Genomic DNA, 21,788 nt, shown 5'->3' with positions numbered 1-21,788 from the left:
CTTTAATTTGTGTCTCTTTGTGATTATACAAAAATTATAAAAAAATGTCAAGTGAAAAATTAAAAATTACCAAATATATCGGCTATGTATCAACAGGCACGCTGTGTTCAAGAATACTCGGCTATATTCGGGATATGGCTGTTGGCTGGATTTTTGGTGCCGGTATGTCTGCGGATGCGTTTTATGCAGCACTTAGAATCCCTAATCTTTTCAGACGGCTTTTAGGCGAAGGTTCGCTATCAGCATCATTCGTGCCTGTATTCAGCGACTATCTTGCTACTAAAGAAAAAAAAGAAACTGAAAAACTTTTTAATACTGTATCCACAGCACTTGTTTTTGTTCTGTTAGTTGTATGTGTCGTTGGGATAATTTTTGCACCGCAACTCACAAAAATTATCGCATATGGATTCACAAAAACACCAGAAAAATTGGCACTCACAATTTCACTAACCCGCCTAATCTTCCCGTTTCTTTTATTTATATGTCTTGCTGCGTTTCTTTTGGCTGTGTTGAATTCGCTAAAACTTTTTTTTATACCTGCAGTAGCACCGTCATTCCTATCAATTTCTGAAATTGTATTTGTTCTAGCGATTGCACCGCTTTTAGTTAATACGAGCCAGATAAAAGGGCTCGCAATCGCAGTTGTTGTCGGCGGACTTTTACAGTTCCTGATTCAAATACCATCAATAAGAAAGCGCGGGTTTTCATTTAAGCCGATTTTTAATTTCAACCATCCGGGATTAAGGCAGATATCCTTTTTGATGTTCCCGGCAATGTTAGGAATATCTATAGACCAGGTTAATGCGTTTGTTGATACAGTATGTGCCTCGTTTTTGCAGCAGGGTTGCATAACTGCACTTTACTATTCTAATCGGCTGATGCAACTACCTTTAGCGCTTTTCGGGATTGCAGTTGCGTCTGTTTCATTGCCGTTGATGTCTGCAAGTGTTTCCCAAAAAAATACTGATGAGATGAAAGATACACTTACGTTTTCAATAAAAATATCGTCACTGGCGATTTTTCCAGCAATGGCAGGACTGATGATTTTAGGCAAGCCGATGATAACGCTTCTATTTCAGCACGGTAAATTTGACAGTCAGGCGACTTTGCTGACAAATTCGGCATTATTTTTTTATTCTATGGGGCTGCCTGCGTTCAGTTATGTAAAAATTTTTGCAGGCGGGTTCTATTCGTTCAAAGAAACCAAAACACCAGTAAAAATAGCGACTTCCTGTATGGTATTGAATGCAGTTCTTAACATTATTCTTATGCGACCTCTGGGTGTCGGCGGGCTTGCACTTGCAACTGCAATCTCATCCTGGACAAATGCAACTTTACTTTTTGTGGCTTTAAGAAAACGAGTCGGCGGGGGGAGATTATTAAGTGGTAAAAAAATACTTGTATCACTTACAAAACTGGTTTTTGCAACATTTATAATGGCTGTCGTCTGCTATATCTGTTCTAACTATTTTTTCGGGAACCTTGTTCTGAAAGTGCTCGGGACGATTGTGATTGGATTTGCTGTATATATTTTCATAGTCAAACTTTTAAGGATTGAAGAATTAAAATCTGTACTATCAGTTATCAAAAAAATTTCATAACCACAGATTAACACAGATTAACACAGATGTCATGCTGAATGAAATGAAACATCTCGGTTTTGAGATTCTTCGGGCTTCGCCCTCAGAATGACATTACGGAAATGAATAATACGCTTAAAAAAAAATTAGAAAACCTACCACAATATCCCGGTGTTTATATAATGCGGGACATATCCAGTAAAATAATCTATATCGGTAAGGCGACTTCACTAAAAACACGGGTAAAATCATATTTTAGTAATACTGAACAATCATTAAAAAATGTATTACTTGTAAAATTGGTCAAAAGTATTGATTATATTTTAACCGATAATGTTAAATCGGCGCTGGTTCTGGAAGAATCGTTAATCAAACGGTTTCAGCCGAAATATAATGTGATGTGGAAAGATGATAAACGATATCCGTATCTAAAAATTACAAACGAACAATTTCCAGCAGTTATTATTGTAAGACAAAAAAAAACAGATGGTTGTAAATACTTCGGACCTTATCCTGATGTAACCGATATGAAAAAGACATTGCGGATTATTTATAAAAATTTTGGCGTGCGACCTTGTAGATACAATTTAGATAAACGAAAAATCGGGTGTCTTTATTACCATCTTGCAAAATGTCCGGCACCATGTATTGGCAAAATTGATATAAAATCATATTATCATATTGTCGCTAATGTGATAATGTTTTTAAGTGGGAAAAACAATCAACTTATAAAATCGCTTGAGAATGAAATGGCTGTTGCAGAAAAAAAACTTGAGTTTGAGAACGCAGCAAAATTGCGTGATACAATTTTTGCAGTAAGAAATACGCTTGAAAAAATTACTGCACCACTTTTACGCGAGGTTACACTTGAAGATATCCTGTTAGGTGTTGATAGAACTTCATATATTTCTGACTTATGTAAACTTATTGGTAAAAATATAAACAGGATTGAGGGGTTTGATATATCAAATATCTCCGGAGGAGTGGAAAGTGGGATAAAATATGCTGTTGGTTCAATGGTTGTTTTTGAATGTGGGCTGCCATTAAAAAGTGATTACAGAAGATTCAAGATAAGAACTATAAGAAAAACAAACGATTGTGCGATGATACGCGAAATTATCAAACGCAGATATTCAGGCTCTTTATCACTCAAAATGCCACTACCTGATTTGATTATTATTGACGGTGGGAAGGGGCAACTTTCAGCCGCAGAACGCGCCCTTAAGGCTACACTACCAAAACTACCAGAAATTATCGCAATCGCTAAACAGAAAGAAGAACTTTTTTTCACAGACAATGAAGAATCAGTAATTCTGGCAAAAAATTCGCTCGCATTAAATCTGATAAAGTATATCCGTGATGAAGCACACAGATTCGCAATTTCATATCATAAACTATTGAGAAGAAAATTACTGAAAGAATAAAAAAAGATGATACAAAATGTCATGCCATGCTTGACACGGAATCTATCAATCTTACTTTTAACTTGTTACCTTTTACTTTCTACCGTCTACCTTCTTAATGCCAGGCAGGGAACTCTTATCTTAAAAAATGGGAACAAAATTAACGGCGAAATTACAGTTACTGAAAAAGGCGACTATATGGTTGAGACAAGAAAATACTCAATGTTATTTTTACAAAATGAAATCAACTCGGTAAAATATAGCACGACTAAATCTAAAGATACTTCAAAAAGTTTTGTTAAAAAAATGAAAAATACCAAAAAGCAATCGTCTAATCGCCCGACCCCAGACTCAAGTCGTGGGTTACAATCGCCTAATTATGACTACGACCTGCTTATTCATATCTATGCTGATAAATACAACATTGACCCTGCGTTTGTAAAGGCGGTAATGGAGGCAGAGTCAAATTTTAATCCAAACGATGTCTCATCAAAAGGCGCTGTAGGACTGATGCAACTGATGCCGCAAACTGCAAAAGGACTGAATGTAGACCCTGAAAATACCGAGCAAAATATTGAAGGTGGTGTTAAGTATCTTAACTATCTGTTACAAAAATTTGATAATTCAGTACTTGCACTTGCGGCGTATAATGCGGGTCCAAATGCGGTAAAAAAATATAGTAAAAAAGGGGGGGGGATTCCACCATATAATGAAACACAAACATATATTGAGAATGTTTTACGAAACTACCAGAAACATAAGTCAGACAAACAGTTCTGGTATTTTGTTGATGAAAAAGGCTGTTTACGTATTTCTGACAATCCAAAAGATAAAAGATACAAGAGATTGGAAAGGTAAAAAGTTAAAGGTTAAAGGTTAAAATGAGAAACAAAATGCTTATGGTTGCAAAAATGAAAAATGAAAAATTGAAACGGAAAATCCAAAATTCGGATTATCCAGCATTTTACAAACAGGTTTGGCTGGAGTGTTTAAAAATTAAAAAAGGACATTTGTCCACTTATTCTGAAATTGCCCGACGGATAGGAAAACCGAAATCAGCACGAGCAGTCGGGAATGCACTTGCTAAAAACCCGTTTGCACCAGAAGTCCCATGCCACAGAGTTATCAGAAAAAATGGTAAACTCGGCGGATATTCAAAAGGGCTTAAACAGAAATTGCGATTATTGACAAACGAAAAAAAAAATAGTATAATAATTTACAGAAAGATTTATGGATAATAAAAAATTTCAAAGATACAAATTATTAAATGTAGTCGTGGATTTTCAATCCACGCCACATTAGAAACATTTACAGGAAATCGGCATACAACAAGGCGTCTGCAACGATTGACGCAATTTCAGGTGCATTAGGGAAACCACACGCACTCACAAAACGGCTGAAAAATCTGCGTGATGAGATGGTATTAGAGGCGTTGCGTGGTAAAAAGGAACAGCAGCAGGCATAGCCAGTAACCCCTGTAGCCTACCCCTTAAGGGGTAGATACAAAAGTTCGTTGGGGACTATGGAAAGTATAATGGGTAAAAGGGGATTGATATGGAAATTGCAGCAATCATTCTTGGATTTGCAAGTATAATTTTGGCTGTTTTAGGTGGGCTTCTTGCGCATGGTATAAGTAAACGAACTGACCTGCTGGTTAAATCAGAAGATGAAAGAGCAAAGAGCATGATTGAAGAAGGAAACAGGCGAACACAACAAATGATTGCCGAAGGCAAAAAAAGTTCTCAGGAGGCAGACAATAGAACCCAGCAGATGATTGATGAAGGTAGAAAGAGAGCCGAGGAAGCTGACAGAAGAACCCAGCAGATGATTGATGAATGTCGTAAGAGCACACAACAGTTGATTATAGAAATTCATAACAGCACCCAGCAGTCAATTGAAGAAGGAAGGCATGAATTCAGAGAACTACTGAAGCGAATGGATGACAGATGGGCAAGGATAGAGGAGCGTGAATCTCTGGCAGTCAGAGAAAAACAGGTGAAATATAAATCAGAAAAATAAATATGTCTGAAAAATAGATTTATGAACAACACTTTAACTGAAATTATAGCAAAACAAGAACTGATTGAGCATTTCTGTAAAAAATACGGAATAACTTTTTTGGGTATATTTGGTTCCTGTGCAAGAGATGAAGCAAAAGATACAAGTGATATTGATATGTTAGTTAAATTCAAAAAACCCAAAGGATTGGAATTTATAACTATTCAAGAAGAATTAGCAAACCTGTTAAGAAAAAAAGTTGACCTTGTTACACAAGGTGCTTTGCATCATCTGCTGAAAGATAAAATTTTAAGCGAGGTGGTCACCATATATGAAAAGAAGCAAAGAAAGGGATAAGTTTTACATCCAATCTATGTATGAAGAAATAGAGAAAGCAGAAAAATTTGTTAAGGATGAAACATATAAAACCTTTGTAAAGGACGAAAAACTAAAATATGCTATTTACAAGGCATGCGAGAATATTGGTGAAGCTGCGAAAAATATATCAAATGGATTAAAAAGTAGACACCAAGAAATTCCTTGGAAGGAGATTATTGCATATAGAAATATTTTAGCGCATGAATATTTTGGCGTAGATACCGAAGAAACCTGGAAAGTGATGCAAAAAGACATTCCAGAACTTAAAAGAAACATAAAGAAACTTATGAAGTAAAAATGAAAACGGGGAGGTGGGTATGGCATTACCGAAGGATTTTGAAATAGTGGCGCTAGAAGCACGGCTCACAAGCACCGTTTATGGTAAATATGGCAAGAAAAACGATAAACTTGAGGATTTCGGGTTAAAAAGCTGGAAAAGTAGACGGCAATTAATTGCCGTCTACTAAGGGGGCAAAATGGCTAAATTTTACAGGTTTATTGATGAGCAAGGTAATCGGCAATTAATTGCCGATTTGCCGTTACAGTGGGGGGAGTTATGCATACACAATTTATGAAAAGAATTGAGATTTTAGTTTTTGTAATTTTTAATTTTACATTTTCAATTTTTAATTGTTTTACCTGCCTCTATGCTCAAACCTGGTTGAAAGTTTCCGGTGGTGGGTATCACACAATAGCAATCAAGTCAGATGGCACACTCTGGGCTTGGGGATATAACGGCTATGGTGAATTAGGGCTTGGTTATACAACACAAAGAACCACACCGACACAGGTAGGAACTGCGAGCAATTGGTCATCTGTTTCCTGTGGTGTTTTTCACACAATAGCAATCAAGACGGATGGCACACTTTGGGCTTGGGGAGATAACGAGTATGGTCAATTAGGGCTTGGTGATACAACAGATAGATGGACACCAACACAGGTAGGAACTGCGAGCAACTGGTCATCTGTTTCAGGTGGTGAGTATCACACAATAGCAATAAAGACAGATGGCACACTCTGGGCTTGGGGATATAACAACTATGGTCAATTAGGGCTTGGGGATACAACAAACAGAACCACACCGATACAGGTAGGAACTTTAACCAACTGGTCATCTGTTTCATGTGGTGATTATCACACAATAGCAATCAAGACGGATGGCACACTCTGGACTTGGGGATGGAATTACTCTGGTCAATTAGGGCTTGGGGATACAACAAACAGAACCACACCGACACAGGTAGGAACTGCGAGCAACTGGTCATCTGTTTCAGGTGGTGAGTATCACACAATAGCAATAAAAACAGATGGCACACTCTGGGCTTGGGGAGGGAACGGCAATGGTCAATTAGGGCTTGGTGATACAACAGATAGAAACACACCAACCCCTGTAGGGACTTTAACCAACTGGTCATCTGTTTCCTGTGGTTGGGATCACACAATAGCAATCAAGTCAGATGGCACACTCTGGGCTTGGGGAGGGAACGACTGGGGTCAATTAGGGCTTGGGGATACAACAAACAGAACCACACCGACACAGGTAGGAACTGCGAGCAACTGGTCATCTGTTTCAGGTGGTGAGTATCACACAATAGCAATAAAAACAGATGGCACACTCTGGGCTTGGGGAAGGAACGACAATGGTCAATTAGGGCTTGGTGATACAACAAACAGAAGCACACCAACATGTGTAAATACTCCACCAACACTTTCATGGACAGGTGAAACAAATTATGTTTCTGATGGGCTTGACCCTGAAACAGGCACCACATCAACAAACTTTACTTACCGTGTAACATACACAGATGCGGATAATGACCCGCCTTTCAGCGGGACTCCAAAGGTTCATATATTAAAAGGTGCTACTGAAATAACAGGGAGTCCATTTACAATGACATATGTTTCCGGCGCGAATAATACAGGAGCGATTTATACATATTCATCGGGTGGGCAAGCCCACCCCTACACACAAGGGACTGATTACACATATTACTTTGAGGCACAGGATATAACCGGTGCTTCTGCAACTGGTACACCAACAAGTTCAATAGATGCACCTGATGTTTCTGCACCTGCCTCTAATTTGCCGGATTTGATTGTTTATAATAACGAAATATCAATGCCACAAACTAGTGTTCAAGCTGGAGGTAATGTAACAATTTCTTTTGGAATAAAAAATACAAATAGTAATGCTAATATCACAAACTCTTTTGTAGTAGGTTATTATCTATCTACCCATAATACTTCAACTGGTATCATTCATACTGGCGATATAGAAATAAGAAAAGATACTATAGATTCTTCATCCACCGGATTTGATGCAGTTAATACTGGTCCCCCAGGTTATCGTTTAGACAATATGCCACTACAAATACCATCAAATATTACTAATGGGTATTACTATGTTAGAGTAATAGTAGATATTGACGATAATATATTAGAATCAAACAAAGAAAATAATTCTACTTATTCTGCTCCAATATCAATCTATGGCGGTGTTACACCTGAGAATCCACTTGAAAATGCACACTGCTATCCGGTGCCTGCGATGCTTTCACAACCCGGTAGTGTAATAAACTTCCAGCAATTCACATCAAATACGTCGGTAAAAATACTATCACCTGCTGGCAGCGTGCTTAAAGAACTTTCTGCGGATGCAAACGGATATATTCAACCCTGGGATGGTATTACAGATAGTGGCGAAAAGGTTGCATCAGGTACATACACGGTGATTGCAACTGATGACTCAGGCGGTAAGAAGATATTCAAAATAATGGTGGTAAGGTAGGTTGACGGTTGACAGAATTGACAGTTGACGGAAAAGGCAAAAAGGCAAAGAATGTTTAATTTTGAGAAATTAAGTATTGCATTGTTGAATTTATCACGAGAATTGGGTTATCTTACTGTTACTGAATTTGAATTATTGTATGTTCACGCGAATAAAATATCAAAAATGATTAATGGATTAATAAAATCACTGGAGGAAAAATGAAACCGTCAACTGTCAACTGTCAACTGTTAACTGTTTTAACTGTCATCTGTCAACTGTCAACCGTCAACCGTCTCTTTTCAGACATGCCAACCGCACAATTCCTGCTCGTAGGTCAGGGTACACGGGCAGAGGCACTCGGTCAAGCGGTTGTCTCAAATTGTTTTGATTATACCGCAGCATACTGGAACCCTGCTGCATCTGCATTTTTAAGCAGGCCTGAACTTGGGTTTAGCTATAATAAAAGTATCGCAGAAACAAAGTATAGTTTCTTATCCTTTATCTATCCTTACAAAAAAGTTGCATTTGGGTTAAGAGCAATAGGTTCAGATTCTGAAATGGAAGCATATGATGATTATGGTAATAGTATGAATAAAATCACCGAAGCAAACTCTAACTTCAGTTTGCTCTTCGGCTGGAAGGTTGTTGATAAGTTTTCTTTGGGAATCAGCGCTGGACAGATTAATATGGATTTATCAAAATACAGTGCAGGTGCGCCTAATGTCAATTTAGGCACTGTCTTTAAGCCAGGAGAGCGGGTTTCTTTGGCATTAGTACTCGCTAATCTCGGTGGCGGGTTAACTTTTACTGATACAGAAGAATCTCAACCACAACTTGTTAGAATCGGCTTTTCTGTTTATACGCTAAAAAAACGAAATATGTTAATTTCTACTTCGTATACGAATGTGTTTGATGATGAAACCGCAAACAGTTTCGGGTTCGGACTTGAAGTTCTGCCAACTAAATATATCGCATTACGGGCTGGTATACGACAAACCGAAGATGACTATACGAAAGTGAATTCTGGGCTTGGACTGAACTTCAAGCATGTTACACTGGACTATGCGCTCAGTATGATAACCGGTACGAAACTCGATTTGTCAGATTTAGGAACTCATCATATATCGCTTGCGTTCAAGTTTGGTAAAATACCAGGTGAAGTTGCAGAAACAGAAGAAAAACTGCTTAAATTTGAGGAACTTGAGAAACCTGTTAAGCAACCACCAGTTATTACAAAACCGGTTATGCCAAAGACAACTGTGCAAACCAATATCGCAGTCGCTGATTTTGGCGGCAAAAATGTATCTCAAGCGGATGCATCTATTGTTGCTGACTTCTTAAGAACCGAACTTGTACAAACAGGTATCTATACTGTTATTGAGAAAGCGAATATGGACAAAATTTTAGCGGAAGCGGCATTTCAGCAAACGGGCTGCACAACATCAGAATGCGCAGTCCAGATTGGGAAACTGCTAAATGTTAAACAGATGGTTGTCGGTAATCTATCAAAACTGATGGATACATATTATATAACGGTTAATCTGGTTGAAGTAGAAACCGGTAAGATACTTGCATCTTTTGACCAGGAGGCGATGTCTGCAAAAGAACTCAGAGTTGCCTGTAAAACATTAGCACAGAAATTAGCACAATAACACTACAAGAGGCTCTCGCTATTTTAACAAACTAAAACAATTTTTAATTGCCGTTATTAGGGAGGCTGTATGGAAATAATAGCTTTTGGCTTAATTTTAGGCTTATTTGCGCTACTCCAAAATTCTATTCTTTCTCGGCAAACAAACAAAATGATAGAAAAAGAAGATGAGCGTGCAAAGAAAATGATAGAAGAAGGGAATAAAAGAACCCAGCAGATGATAGAAGAAGGGAATAAAAGAACCCAGCAGATGATAGAAGAAGGCAGAGTATTTACACAAAAACTCATAGAAGACGGTAACAGAAGAACCCAACAAATAATTGAAGATGGTAATAAACGGCTAGAAAAAATTCTGGCACATATTTCAGATAGTTTTGCTAAAACAACTGCGGTTTCATCTGCTGGCTATTTACGTGATAAATAATTCTCTTGACAAAATTCATATTTTTTGGTATACTTACCTTAAGACCTTAAGAGAAAAAGGGATGGAAAAAAGTTAAAGGTATGTAACCGGGAAAAAGGGACGGGAAAAAGGGACGGAGCAAATAATAAAATTTTTACTGTAAACGCTGGCATTTTTTATAAATACTCATTTTAGTTTCGTTATTTCTATGAATTCTAATAAATTTCTGTTAATTTTATATCTAATTTCCTCCGTCCCCATTGTTTTTGCTCAGCAGGTGCCTGAACCACCTGCTTTATCTTCACCTGAAAATGAAAAAACAATCAACATAACTGACCCGCTGCTCAAATGGTCTGCGGTTGATACCGCTGATTGTTATAATGCTGCTATTTATTCAGATAAGAGTTGCATCAATAAAATCACTATATCAAAACCATATCCTGAAGAGCCATTCTGGAAAGTGCCTGCTGGTATCTTAGAAAAAGGGAAAACATACTACTGGCGGGTTGCTGCACACAATTTTGACGGCTGGTCAAAACCGTCTGCAGTATGGTCATTCAGTGTATATACGAAGCGTAGTAGCGAGGTTACCTCGCAACTACCCAAAAGTGAGTTAGAAAATATCGCAGTGGCTGATTTCGCAGGCAAGAATGTTTCTCAAGCAGATGCATCTATTGTTGCTGACTTCTTGAGGACCGAACTGGTAAGAATTGGATTCTATACTGTAATTGAGAAGGCAAATATGGATAAAATACTTGCAGAGGCAGCATTCCAGCAAACGGGTTGCACAACCTCAGAATGCGCAGTCCAGATTGGCAAACTCTTAAATGTCAAAAAAATGGTTGTCGGCAACCTTTCTAAACTGATGGATACTTTTTATATAACGGTCAATCTTGTAGATGTAGAATCAGGTAAGATACTATCATCTTTTGACCAGGAAGCAACAACATCAAAAGAACTCAGAACTTCTGCACAGGATTTGGCAAGACAACTTACAGGCGCAAAACCTGCTGTGCGAAAAGTAGAACCCAGCACAAGACCTGCTCCACAGAAAATAGAACCTACACCAACAAGACAATATGGCGTGCCGTTGCGGTATCTTACAGGTAAAGTTGTGGCAATTGACGGTAAAAAGGTTACTATTGATTTAGGCTACTTAAACGGTGTGAGATGGTATCATCAGTTCAACTTTATCCTTGGTGAAGAAAAGGTTAATCCTTACACAGGCGAGACAATGATTACTAAGCCAACAAAAATCGGCTGGATGCGGATAGAACAAATTGACGACTGGACATCAACTGGCGAAATCATCTCGTTAAAAAAAGGTGAAGAAATCCAGATAGGTGATTCTGTAAAACTGCGTATAGAACGCGGGCTATTAAGTTATGAGTGGTGTGCTAATACAGAGGACTATGAAGATAGCAAGTTTGAATGGGATTGGAAATTTCCAATCTGCCTTCGTATAAAAATGGGTTATATTGACCCGTATTTTATGTACTATATGAACCCGTTTTTCTATTCCAGATTATCACTTGACTGGCGGTGGTTTGAATGGGGACTCGGCCCAATATTCACAACCAAAGGACAGGCTGGATTAACAAGTACTATGCGGATTGGGCCATATGATGGTCCTTTTAATATAATCGGCAGAAGTTATATAACTTTTGAAAGTAATCCAGGTCAAATATTTTTAGATGAAGACCTGAATATTATCCCATCAAAAAATGTTACAATATATGCCAAACTTTTATATCATATTGGTTATTCGGATTATTATTCATATTATTATTCTTCATATTATTATGACGGCTGGAGGAGTTATTATATAGATACATACCGTATAGGCGGATATGGTGGCTTAAAAATTAGTTTCAATGCACCTGTGTCGCTATTTTTCCATTATGGCGGATTTGAATATTACTATTATAGTAGGTTTAGTTCGGATTCATATGATACAAGTTATGTAGGGTTTGGTATAGAATTCCCAACAAAACGCCGTACATATGGAATCCAAATAGAAAATGAAAGTGGTCCGGCTGATAATCTCTTGGGCTTCCGTGCAAAACTGAAGTATAACTTTTAAGACTTCTACGTCACTTACGCCACCAGTTTCAACTGGTGGCGGTTCTATAAGTATTTGATACAGGAGAAACCAGGTGAACAATAAATGGGGTTATTTGACCGATAGAGAAAAAAGGATAATTGCTTCTTTAACAAAAAAATTAAGAAAAAAACTTGATAAAGAAATTGTAGAAATTAAACTCTTTGGCTCAAGGGTTAAAGGCAATTATCTGCCTGATTCTGATATAGACCTATTTATTCTGGTAAAGAGAAAAAAAATAAAGGTTAGTGATGTAGTTGACAAAATCATTTTTGACTGTGTTTTTAATTACAATTTACCTCTTTCACCAGTGCTTTATGATTTATCGGAGTTTCGTCAAAATCTGAAATTAGGTTCCTTCTTTTTTGAAAATGTGCAAAAGGAGGGAATTGATATATGGCACGAATAACTTTGGCAAAATACCGAATACAAAAAGCAACGGAAATCTTAAAAGAATCTGAAGATGCCTTTAAAATGAACCACTTAGGAAATTCGTTAAACCGAAGTTATTACGCAATGTTTACTGCTGCTAGAAGTCTTTTGGCACTAAAAGAATTGGATTCAAGTAAACACTCGGGAATAATTGCTCTGTTTAATCAACACATAATAAAAACAGGATTGTTCCCCAGAGAATTAAGCCAATACTTGCAAAAAGCCAAACGGCTTAGAGAAAATGCTGACTACGGAGATTTTGTTAAAATAAGTCATCAGGAATGTTATACTCAAATTATAGCAGCAAAAAAATTTATTCAGCATGCAGAAGAATCTTTACTGAAACTGATTAAAAAATTGGAGAATAACAAAAAATGAAAAAAATCCTTTACTTTTTACTTTTTACTTTTTACTTTTTACTTGCCTTTTTCACTGGCTGTGATAAAGATGAACGAGTATTCGGCTCCAAATCTAAATTATTAGGAACTACCTCTACAGCCTCAACATCTGTTTCTACACCAACAGGACTTATCGCTGCTGCCGGCGATGGTCAGGTGACACTATCATGGAATGCAGTCAGTGATGCCTCTTATTACAGAATTTATCGTAGTTTATCAGCATATGATACCTATTCATATATATCCTATACCTATTCTACCAATTATACAGATACAGGACTCACAAATGGAACTGCTTATTATTACAAGGTTTCTGCAGTAAGTTCTTCTGGTGCAGAGAGCAGTTTAAGCGATTATGTTTCTGCAACACCCACTGCTTCAGGCGATGCCTACGAGCCCGATGACAGTTTCAGCCAGTATTCTAATCTTGCTAATGGTCAATCAAGAAGTATCCAGCCCGCAGGCGATTATGACTATATTCAGTTTTACGCAAACTCTGGCTATACTTATACTTTTTATTCTACCGGTAATATAGATAATTATGCAACACTTTATACTGAAACACAATCACATGTCACAAGTGATGACGAGAGTGGTGATGGTAGCAACTTCAGGATTGTCTGGACTTGTAACAGTTCAGGGTACTATTATTTGGTAATCAAAGGATATTACTCATCCACAACCGGCGCTTATACGCTTTATTATTCGTATTAAAAAATTTGCAAGAAAACCTTGTAACCACACGATTTCACAGATTATCACAAGATTAAAAAAGTAAGAAATTATCAAAATTTTAATTATCTGTGTAAATCTTGTGTTAATCTTGTGGTTTAAAATGTTGTTTTATAATTTCCTATGGGAAAAATGGGGGAAAAATGGGGACGGAGCAAAAAGGGAAAAAAGGGACGGAGCAAATAATAAAATTTTCACTGTAAACGCTGGCATTTTTTATAAATACTCAGTTTAGTTTCATTATTTCTATGAATTCTAATAAATTTCTGTTAATTTTTATATCTAATTTCCTCCGTCCCCATTATTATTATAGAATGGCAAAATGTAAAATTGGCATTTCCTATATTTAGTTAAAGAAAGGAGTTCGCTATGCGCAAAATTTTATCTGTGTTAATCGGAGCCTGCCCCCGAATGATTTTATCGGGGGTTAATCTGTGGATTCCCGTTTTCACGGGAATGACGCTTTGCGTCATCTGTGTTAATCACTGTTTCGCAAAACTGAAATCCGGCGATAGAGTACCTGGATTCATTCTGCCTTATATTGTAGATGGCAGAAAAATTTCGCTTACACATATTCTTAACTATAACAAACCGGTTGTGGTCTCGTTTTTTGCAACCTGGTGTAAACCCTGCCTTCAGGAAATACCGCATCTGCAGGAAATAGAAAAGAAAAAGAATGTTAAAATTTATCTCGTAAATATTGATAATCTACCAAAAGAAAAAATAACCGAATTCCTGAAACAGAATAATATCATACTGCCGGTACTACTTGACCCGAATGGCAAAATTACCGGCGATAGCTGGGAAATTATGCAAGCAGGTGGTGTAGCATCTATCCCGAAACTGTTCCTTATCTCACCTTCAGGTGTTATCAAATATATCTCAGGCGGGTTCAAAACAGAAGAAGAGCAAGAGTTTGAAGAAAAACTAACACTCAAAATCCAGGAAATAGAAAAAGAATTATCAAGCAAACCGCCGGAATTAGCAGTATTTTTTACAAACTCAACAAACGGCTTTTTTGAAAGTTGTGACTGCCCCACACATCCTTACGGTGGTATCGTCCGCCGAGCAACCTATCTGACAAAACAGAGACAAAAATATCCGCTAAACTTATTGCTGGACTCCGGCGATATTCTACCACCGTATTGCACTGATACTATGGCAGAGTATCTTTTCAAATGTTATCAGTTGCTTAATTATGATGCGGTTGCTATCGGCGACCAGGAATTGTCATATCCAGGTTTCGTACAAAATTGTACTAACTACCAACTCCCGTTTATATCAGGTAACATTAATTACTGCGAAGGTGATATGTGCAGGTTCATTGCACCACACGACAAAATTATAGAAAAACCTAATCTGAAAATCGCGATACTATCAGTCACAGATGAAGATGTCTTTGCACTCTATCCAGAGGAGTTATTAAAAAAATTAAATATCCTGGCGGTAAAAGATGTTCTCGCAGGCTTTCTATCAGAGAATAAACGAGGTGTTCAATTTGATTTGCTGATATTATTATCGCATAGCGGGCTGGATATTGACAAAAAAATAGCCGAAGAAATACCTGAAATTGATGTAATCGTTGGCGGACATTCTCAAACACTTATTGATAAAGAGCCACTCAAAATTGGTAAAACATTTATAGTCCAGGCAGGACAGGATGGCCAGAATATCGGGAAGTTGGTACTAAAATTTGATATTACTAAAAAAATCGCATCATATCAGTATGAAATCGTCCCGCTTACCAAAGACATACCTGACGACCCGCAAGTACGAAACCTGATAAATGAGTATAAACAAAAAATCAAAAAGTAAAGTGGTTATGTGGCTATGTGGCTATGTGGTTAAGTGGTTAGTAAACTTCAGGTGGTTAAGTGGCTATGTGGTTAGGTGGTTAGTTTCTACTAATCACTTATTCACTTATTCACTTATTCACTTGCTTTTTATTACTTATTCACTTATTCACTGTCTTTACAGTCAAACAATTCAAGTTGATAAAAAAGTTATTGATTTCGGAACTGTAAAAGAAAAAACAGTTTTGAACTATACAATAGAAGTTAAAAATATCTCAAAAAATCTATTACGGGTTGGTATCCGACCTGCCTGCGATTGTATCTCTGTATCACCTGACCGGGTTAACCTGAAACAGAATCAAAAAGCTAAAATTAAAGTCAAAATTGATACAAAAGGTTATAAAGGCGATTTTAACGAAAAAGTATTTTTTCAATCAAACGACCCAAAAAATCCGTATATCTCAATTGATATCAACGGTTATGTTTCATCTGCGAGAAAAATTACTATTCCAATAACAGTTTTTGATTCTGCAGGTTGCCTTTTCTGTATTGAATTACGAAAAAATATACTGCCGAATTTAGAAAAAAAATACGGCATAAAAATAGAGCTTGACGAGTACTCGGTTGATGAGCCAAAAAATTATGCTGCACTGGTTCTGCTTGAAAAAAAATCACAAAAGATATTAAACAAAATACCGGTTGTCTTTATCGGCAAGGATATTATCGGCGGAAAAGAAGAAATTAAAAAGTTGCTTCCAAAACTATTAGAAAAATATACCAAACAGGGTTATGCTGAAAAAATAGATATTACAACCGGCGAAGTTCAGAAAGCAGAAATTGTAAAAAAATTAAAATTGCTGCCTGTAATTTCGGCTGGAATAATAGACAGCGTAAATCCCTGCGCGTTTGCGACAATCGTTTTTTTGATAACATATTTGAGTATGGTGTTGAAAAAAAATAGATATACTATACTGCTTATCGGAATCAGTTTTAGCGTCGGTGTTTTTGTAACTTATTTTCTTATCGGGCTCGGTTTGTTCAGGTTTATCCAGAAAATCAACCAGATTGTTATCATCTCAAAAACAATGTACTTTTTACTCGGGATATCCGTATTTTTTCTGGCATATTTTCATTTCAGAGATGCATTGCTGATAAAAAAGGGAACAGGTCTTGGCGAAAAAACAATAAAATTGAAACTGCCGGATAAAATACGATGGAGAATCTACGATATAATCACAAAATTAACAGTGCTGAAATATTTGATACCGGTTGCATTTTTAATTGGCGCAATCATTACGGTATTAGAACTGTTCTGTACAGGACAGATTTATCTGCCAACAATAATGTATCTTGCAAAACTGCATATCAGCGGGATTTTTTATCTGTTGCTTTACTGTTTTCTGTTTGTAATACCGTTAGTAATTATATTCTCGCTTTTCTATTTCGGGTTGAGTATGGACTGGCTTGAGGCATTCTTTAGAAAAAAAATTTTTTTGATAAAAATCTGTATTTCTTGCTTTTTCGTTATCATAGGAATACTAATTTTTATAATCACCTTTTTTGCTTGACAGAAAATACATTTTGTGTTATACTTTTGCCAGAGGTTGAAAACGATGTTTGATAATGTTGTCATTGCGAGGAATGAAATGACAAAGCAATCTCAGAGCACTAGTCGCTCCGATAAAATCGGAGCGCTAGTTACTGACTGGTTTAAGATTTGTTATTTGTTATTTGGAATTTGTCATTTTCGGGGGGGGGTAGTTACCGACGACAGAATTCAGAATTAAGAATTGAGAATGAAAAATTTGTAGGGGCGAATTTATTCACCCGATTATTTGTAGTCGCAGGGTTTTCCTGCTTTTTTTATTTCGTAGTAGCACGCTCTTGGCGTGTTTTTTATTTTTGGAATCAAAATGTAAGCAAATGCTTACATTTGAATTTTGCTCGTCGGTAAAAATGAAAAATCCAATTAGTCCAAATGGTCTAAATCAATTTTTCCTTAATCTTTTAATTTTTAATTTTTTACCTTTAACCTTTAACCTGCCGTTCAGGGGGGTGATAAAATATGGGTAAATCAGCATATGCGGAACGAATCAACCGGTATGAGGTTCTTATTTCGGGTTTGAAAAAGAACGAGAAAGAATTGAACCTGCCTGTGAAGACAGCCGAGTTTGAGAAGTTGGTTTCGGATGCGAAGGCACAGGATAAGCTACAGGAAGAGTTGAAAGCGAAACAGCAACAGGCAACCGAGCGGTTTAATGCACTAATGAATGACTTAAAAGAGAAATCAGCACGGCTTGTAAGCGGTATCCACGCGCAATACGGCAAGAAAGCGGAGAAACTGGAAGAGTTCGGCTTGAAACCGTTAAGAACCGGCAGACGAAAAAGTTCAGCCACTCAACCAACGCAATAACTTGAACACTGGAAATTGTTGTTCCAACACTGAAAACTATTGACGGAACAATAAAAACTGGTTTTTGTTGGCTGAAAACGCGTTTTTATTGGCTGGAAATGAATTTTTATTGACCGGAAATTAATATTTATTGTCCGAAAACTAATTTTTATTGGTTGAAAACCAGTTTTGGTTGTCCGGAAATTAATAATTGTTCCGAAGAAATGGATTTTTGTCCTGTAGAAATGAATTTTGGCACACTGAATGCTGATTTTTAATCTTTGGAAATTGATTCCGGTCGGTTAAGAATTAGTTTTTGTTGTCCTGATATTGGAATTTGAAGTATTAGAGAATATTCGGTTTATGAATCCCATATGAATTTCTCCACCCTTATCAATTTATTATTCAGGTTGGTTTTTGTTATAGTAGTGATTACAGGTTGGGGGAGAACGGGTTTTGCAGAAGACCAATTTTTTCTTTTGTATAAGAAAGCAACAGAGTCGCAAAATCCTGATGAGCGGATTGACTTCTATACAAAAGCATTGGAAATAGGTATTAAAGATATAGGTAAATATAAACGCTGGGTGGTCAATAGTTTGTGCAATCGTGCCAAACAGTATTCTTATAATTATAAACAATATGATAAAGCATTAGAGGATGTAAAAAAAGCGATAGAACTTGACCCTAACGATTATTACAGTTATATTACCGCTGCAGACATTTATACGATAAAAGGAGAATACGCAAACGCAATTTTAGTATATGATAAATATTTGCAAATAAATTCAACCGAAGCGTTTAGAGCATATGAGGGTGATGCGATTTATTACAAGCGCGCATGGCTTTTTATGATGTTAAATAAATTGGACTTTGCTATTGCAAACTGTAATAAAGCAATTGAATTTTATAGTTTTCAAAAGTTATTTCATTCGCACATTAGCAGTTTTTACTGCCTCCGTGGTGATATATATAGAAGAAAAGGTGAATACGAAAAAGATATTCAAGATTTAACAGAAGCACTAACAGTAAAAATATCTTCTATATCTTCTGGATCTAGAAACATAAGCGGTGCTTATATAACTCGTGGATGGGTATATTTTGATAAAAAAGAATATCAAAAAGCAACTTCAGATTTTGAAAAAATCGTAGAAATACTTCCAGAACGGAATGCCTTACTCGGTTTATCTTTAATAAATTTTGAGCAGAAAAATATTCGCAAAGCAAAAGAGTATTACGGTAAAGCATCAAAAGTAGAGCCGTTATTATTTAGAGGAATGTCAGGGATAGAAGAAATTGAAAAAAAAGGATTTTTTTACAGCGAGCAATCAAAGGATGCACTGACTAAATTATTTATCGCTTTAGGACATCCTCATTCTAAAAAATAAATTTTATGAGAACAGTGAAATATATCTGCGTGTTTCTTTATTTTTGTTCAGTGGTTATTTATTTAACCAGTTGTGCGGGAATCAAAACAATATGAACGTCAGCTCGGAAAAGAAAAAGTAGTGATTGAGGTAGTGGAAGCCGAAGGGGTTGGCCCGATAATTAATAATGATGTAATCAAAGCGCGAAAAACATCTCTGGCGGATGCCCAAAAACGCGCTTCAGAACTGGTCATCGGAGTATATATTTCGGCTCAGTCCTGGGTTTCTAAATCTGAACTTATTGAGGACAATATTACTACTCAGACCGAAGCGTATATTGAAAAATACGATATTATCAAAGAATGGAAAGACGAAAATTTTTATCGTACTAAAATCAGAGTCCATGTCCGGAAAGAAGACCTCCTTAAAAAAATAGCTGACTTGGATAACCAGCTTACTCCGAAAAAATACGGTAACCCCAAAATATCATTCTGGATAACGGAACGGATTGATAACGAAGAAACAATGAGTAACACCGCCGAGTTGGAGTTAATGAAATCATTTGTGGATGCCGGGTTTGTAGTTTCGGATGTTAAACCCAAAGAATTTTATGCTAATAGGTCATCGCTACTTAATGATGAAGCAGCGAATTTAAAAAAACTAAAAGCAGATATAGTCGTGTTTGGTGATGCCGCCAGCAATTTTAATACGGATAAAGGAATAGGTGGATTTGTTTCTTATCGGTCAAACATATCCCTTAAAATATTAATGTCAGCGACGAAAGATATTATTACGACGATTAACAAAACGGCATCGGGAATGGATGTTACCAACGAGAATGCTGCTAAAGTGTCCATAACTAATGTAGCCAAAAAATCGGCTAAGGATTTACCCCAATCGGTCTTGAAATATCTTAAGGAACGTGCTTATGCCACTTTGTTTATTCAAGGAGTATATAGTATAATTGATTTAAATAATTTAATCAGTAAAATCAGAGCATATGGATTAGTTAAAGATTCCTGGGTCCGGATTTATGCTAATCAGGAAGCGGTTGTTTCTTTAGATTTACGAAAAGGAACTATTGGAGATATCGTTAAATTATTAGAAAATAGCGATAATTGGAATTGTAAAGTATTACAGATCGGTCAATATGAAAACCGGGTAAAGGTAACAAAAAAATAAAATGGTGCCAATATTATTTTTAATTAGATAAACTGGATAAACTGTGCCAGACTTGAAATTAACGCTGTTACCGAAGTCAAGTTTTATGAAAACTATTTTTACTTCCAGTTATTTATTTTTTTGTCTGCTATTAGCATGTGATGTAACATTTGACAAGCCATATCTAAAAAAGGATTCTATTGATAACTTACAATTACCGGAATACGAAAAATTTATCCTGCAAAATAAAATTGTTGAATACGGTCTTCCAAGAGATACGCTTATAGATATGTATGGCGAGCCTGATAGAGAAATAAATAAACCAGGTGATACAACACGAGATATTCCAATTATGGCACATGATATATTCGTTTATCAAGATTTAATGGCTTTACATTTAAAAAAAGATAAAGTATGCTGGTTCGGGTATAGAGACGACGATTTTGCAGCCAATCAAAAAGAACTACTGATAAAGTTCAGAGAATTATATGAGAACTATATTCTTGAAAAATTACAGGTCAAATTTAATGAATTACCTGTTGTGCTAAAAACTAAAACCAAAACTGAGATTACAAGTTTATTAAACTATTATAGAATTCGGTATCCAACATTTTATCAATTTTTTTTCAAAAGCGGTATAGTTAATGTTTATTTTGATAAGGATAAAATTACTGTAAAAAATATTCGTATTAAAAACTATTATGATATTGAAGATATTGAAGAAGATGAAAAATAAATTTTTGAAATTAGGAAATCAGGAAATTAGGAAATTAGGGGACTGAGGAAATTAGGGGACTGGGTTGAAATGGTTGACTTACGAGCAACACGATAAATGGATTCCTGACAGATGCACTCGGGAATGACAACTTAGTGGACACACTATGTCAAGCAGTGGTAGTCGGCGTTTAAACGCCGATTACATAATAGCGCATGGCATGATAGAATATCAAAACAACTGATTTGCCACGGAACCTGCCGAAGATTGCGTCAAAACACTGCTCACCCGCCTGTTCATCAAACTGGAATAATCGGATAACTTACCTTAACTGAAAAAAAATTAAAAAAGTTATAAAAGGGCTTGACAAGTTTTTTTTTTATTTGTATAATATACTGTAGTTTGGCAAATTTTTGCTAATAAATGTTGAAACATATTGTTCATTGACAAAAATGGAATAACCCTGTAAAACAGGGATGCACAAGAAACCTGAACAATTCCTATGAATAGTTAAGTC

The 21,788-nt window shown here is 36.4% G+C and carries 21 protein-coding genes; all 21 read left to right on the top strand.

Annotated features, from left to right (window positions below):
* Window positions 1-44 precede the first annotated feature (44 nt).
* The 21 genes from murJ to AB1349_05875 all read left to right on the top strand — a co-directional run bounded on the left by murJ (window position 45) and on the right by AB1349_05875 (window position 21,292).
* The gene (murJ, locus tag AB1349_05975; GenBank protein MEW6556889.1) at window positions 45-1,601 is read left to right on the top strand and encodes a murein biosynthesis integral membrane protein MurJ; all 1,557 of its coding nucleotides are present in this window, start codon (window positions 45-47) and stop codon (window positions 1,599-1,601) included.
* Window positions 1,602-1,702: 101 nt separating this feature from the next.
* Window positions 1,703-3,004, top strand: coding sequence for an excinuclease ABC subunit UvrC (locus tag AB1349_05970; protein ID MEW6556888.1), 1,302 nt, complete (start codon window positions 1,703-1,705; stop codon window positions 3,002-3,004).
* Window positions 3,005-3,010: 6 nt separating this feature from the next.
* The gene (locus AB1349_05965) at window positions 3,011-3,841 is read left to right on the top strand and encodes a lytic transglycosylase domain-containing protein (GenBank protein MEW6556887.1); all 831 of its coding nucleotides are present in this window, start codon (window positions 3,011-3,013) and stop codon (window positions 3,839-3,841) included.
* 23 nt (window positions 3,842-3,864) lie between these two features.
* Complete coding sequence (locus AB1349_05960) at window positions 3,865-4,221, top strand: MGMT family protein (GenBank protein MEW6556886.1); 357 nt, start codon at window positions 3,865-3,867, stop codon at window positions 4,219-4,221.
* A gap of 316 nt (window positions 4,222-4,537) precedes the next feature.
* Window positions 4,538-5,002, top strand: coding sequence for a hypothetical protein (locus AB1349_05955; GenBank protein ID MEW6556885.1), 465 nt, complete (start codon window positions 4,538-4,540; stop codon window positions 5,000-5,002).
* Window positions 5,003-5,023: 21 nt separating this feature from the next.
* Window positions 5,024-5,338, top strand: coding sequence for a nucleotidyltransferase family protein (locus AB1349_05950; protein ID MEW6556884.1), 315 nt, complete (start codon window positions 5,024-5,026; stop codon window positions 5,336-5,338).
* A complete protein-coding gene (locus AB1349_05945) occupies window positions 5,313-5,654 on the top strand; it encodes a DUF86 domain-containing protein (protein MEW6556883.1) in 342 nt (113 codons plus the stop codon). The genes AB1349_05950 and AB1349_05945 overlap by 26 nt, the downstream gene beginning before the upstream one ends.
* A 22-nt stretch (window positions 5,655-5,676) precedes the next feature.
* Entirely contained in the window at window positions 5,677-5,826 is a 150-nt protein-coding gene (locus tag AB1349_05940) for a hypothetical protein (protein ID MEW6556882.1), read from the top strand.
* Window positions 5,827-5,930: 104 nt separating this feature from the next.
* Window positions 5,931-8,147, top strand: coding sequence for a hypothetical protein (locus tag AB1349_05935; GenBank protein ID MEW6556881.1), 2,217 nt, complete (start codon window positions 5,931-5,933; stop codon window positions 8,145-8,147).
* Between the two features lie 200 nt (window positions 8,148-8,347).
* Complete coding sequence (locus tag AB1349_05930) at window positions 8,348-9,781, top strand: PorV/PorQ family protein (protein ID MEW6556880.1); 1,434 nt, start codon at window positions 8,348-8,350, stop codon at window positions 9,779-9,781.
* 69 nt (window positions 9,782-9,850) lie between these two features.
* Window positions 9,851-10,204, top strand: a complete 354-nt coding sequence (locus AB1349_05925) for a hypothetical protein (GenBank protein ID MEW6556879.1) — start codon at window positions 9,851-9,853, stop codon at window positions 10,202-10,204.
* 187 nt (window positions 10,205-10,391) lie between these two features.
* Window positions 10,392-12,266, top strand: a complete 1,875-nt coding sequence (locus AB1349_05920; protein MEW6556878.1) for a CsgG/HfaB family protein — start codon at window positions 10,392-10,394, stop codon at window positions 12,264-12,266.
* A 73-nt stretch (window positions 12,267-12,339) separates the two neighbouring features.
* Complete coding sequence (locus AB1349_05915) at window positions 12,340-12,693, top strand: nucleotidyltransferase domain-containing protein (GenBank protein ID MEW6556877.1); 354 nt, start codon at window positions 12,340-12,342, stop codon at window positions 12,691-12,693.
* Window positions 12,681-13,094, top strand: a complete 414-nt coding sequence (locus tag AB1349_05910) for a HEPN domain-containing protein (GenBank protein ID MEW6556876.1) — start codon at window positions 12,681-12,683, stop codon at window positions 13,092-13,094. Before AB1349_05915 ends, AB1349_05910 begins: the two co-directional genes overlap by 13 nt.
* A complete protein-coding gene (locus AB1349_05905) occupies window positions 13,091-13,828 on the top strand; it encodes a hypothetical protein (GenBank protein MEW6556875.1) in 738 nt (245 codons plus the stop codon). The genes AB1349_05910 and AB1349_05905 overlap by 4 nt, the downstream gene beginning before the upstream one ends.
* A gap of 474 nt (window positions 13,829-14,302) precedes the next feature.
* Window positions 14,303-15,661, top strand: a complete 1,359-nt coding sequence (locus AB1349_05900) for a redoxin domain-containing protein (protein MEW6556874.1) — start codon at window positions 14,303-14,305, stop codon at window positions 15,659-15,661.
* Complete coding sequence (locus AB1349_05895; GenBank protein ID MEW6556873.1) at window positions 15,633-17,207, top strand: DUF1573 domain-containing protein; 1,575 nt, start codon at window positions 15,633-15,635, stop codon at window positions 17,205-17,207. The genes AB1349_05900 and AB1349_05895 overlap by 29 nt, the downstream gene beginning before the upstream one ends.
* 497 nt (window positions 17,208-17,704) lie before the next feature.
* Entirely contained in the window at window positions 17,705-18,052 is a 348-nt protein-coding gene (locus AB1349_05890) for a hypothetical protein (GenBank protein MEW6556872.1), read from the top strand.
* 353 nt (window positions 18,053-18,405) lie between these two features.
* Window positions 18,406-19,416 carry a tetratricopeptide repeat protein gene (locus AB1349_05885; protein MEW6556871.1) on the top strand — a complete coding sequence of 337 codons (1,011 nt, stop codon included), beginning with the start codon at window positions 18,406-18,408 and terminating at the stop codon, window positions 19,414-19,416.
* Window positions 19,417-19,488: 72 nt separating this feature from the next.
* The gene (locus tag AB1349_05880) at window positions 19,489-20,577 is read left to right on the top strand and encodes a hypothetical protein (protein ID MEW6556870.1); all 1,089 of its coding nucleotides are present in this window, start codon (window positions 19,489-19,491) and stop codon (window positions 20,575-20,577) included.
* Between the two features lie 85 nt (window positions 20,578-20,662).
* Window positions 20,663-21,292: a hypothetical protein gene (locus tag AB1349_05875; protein MEW6556869.1), complete on the top strand. Its 630-nt coding sequence runs from the start codon at window positions 20,663-20,665 to the stop codon at window positions 21,290-21,292.
* The last annotated feature ends 496 nt before the right edge of the window (window positions 21,293-21,788 follow it).

The sequence above is a fragment of the Elusimicrobiota bacterium genome, assembly GCA_040757695.1.
GTDB lineage: Bacteria > Elusimicrobiota > UBA8919 > UBA8919 > UBA8919 > JBFLWK01.
The sequence above is the reverse complement of the archived record's forward strand: the minus strand, read 5'-3'. Positions and strand labels throughout refer to the sequence as shown.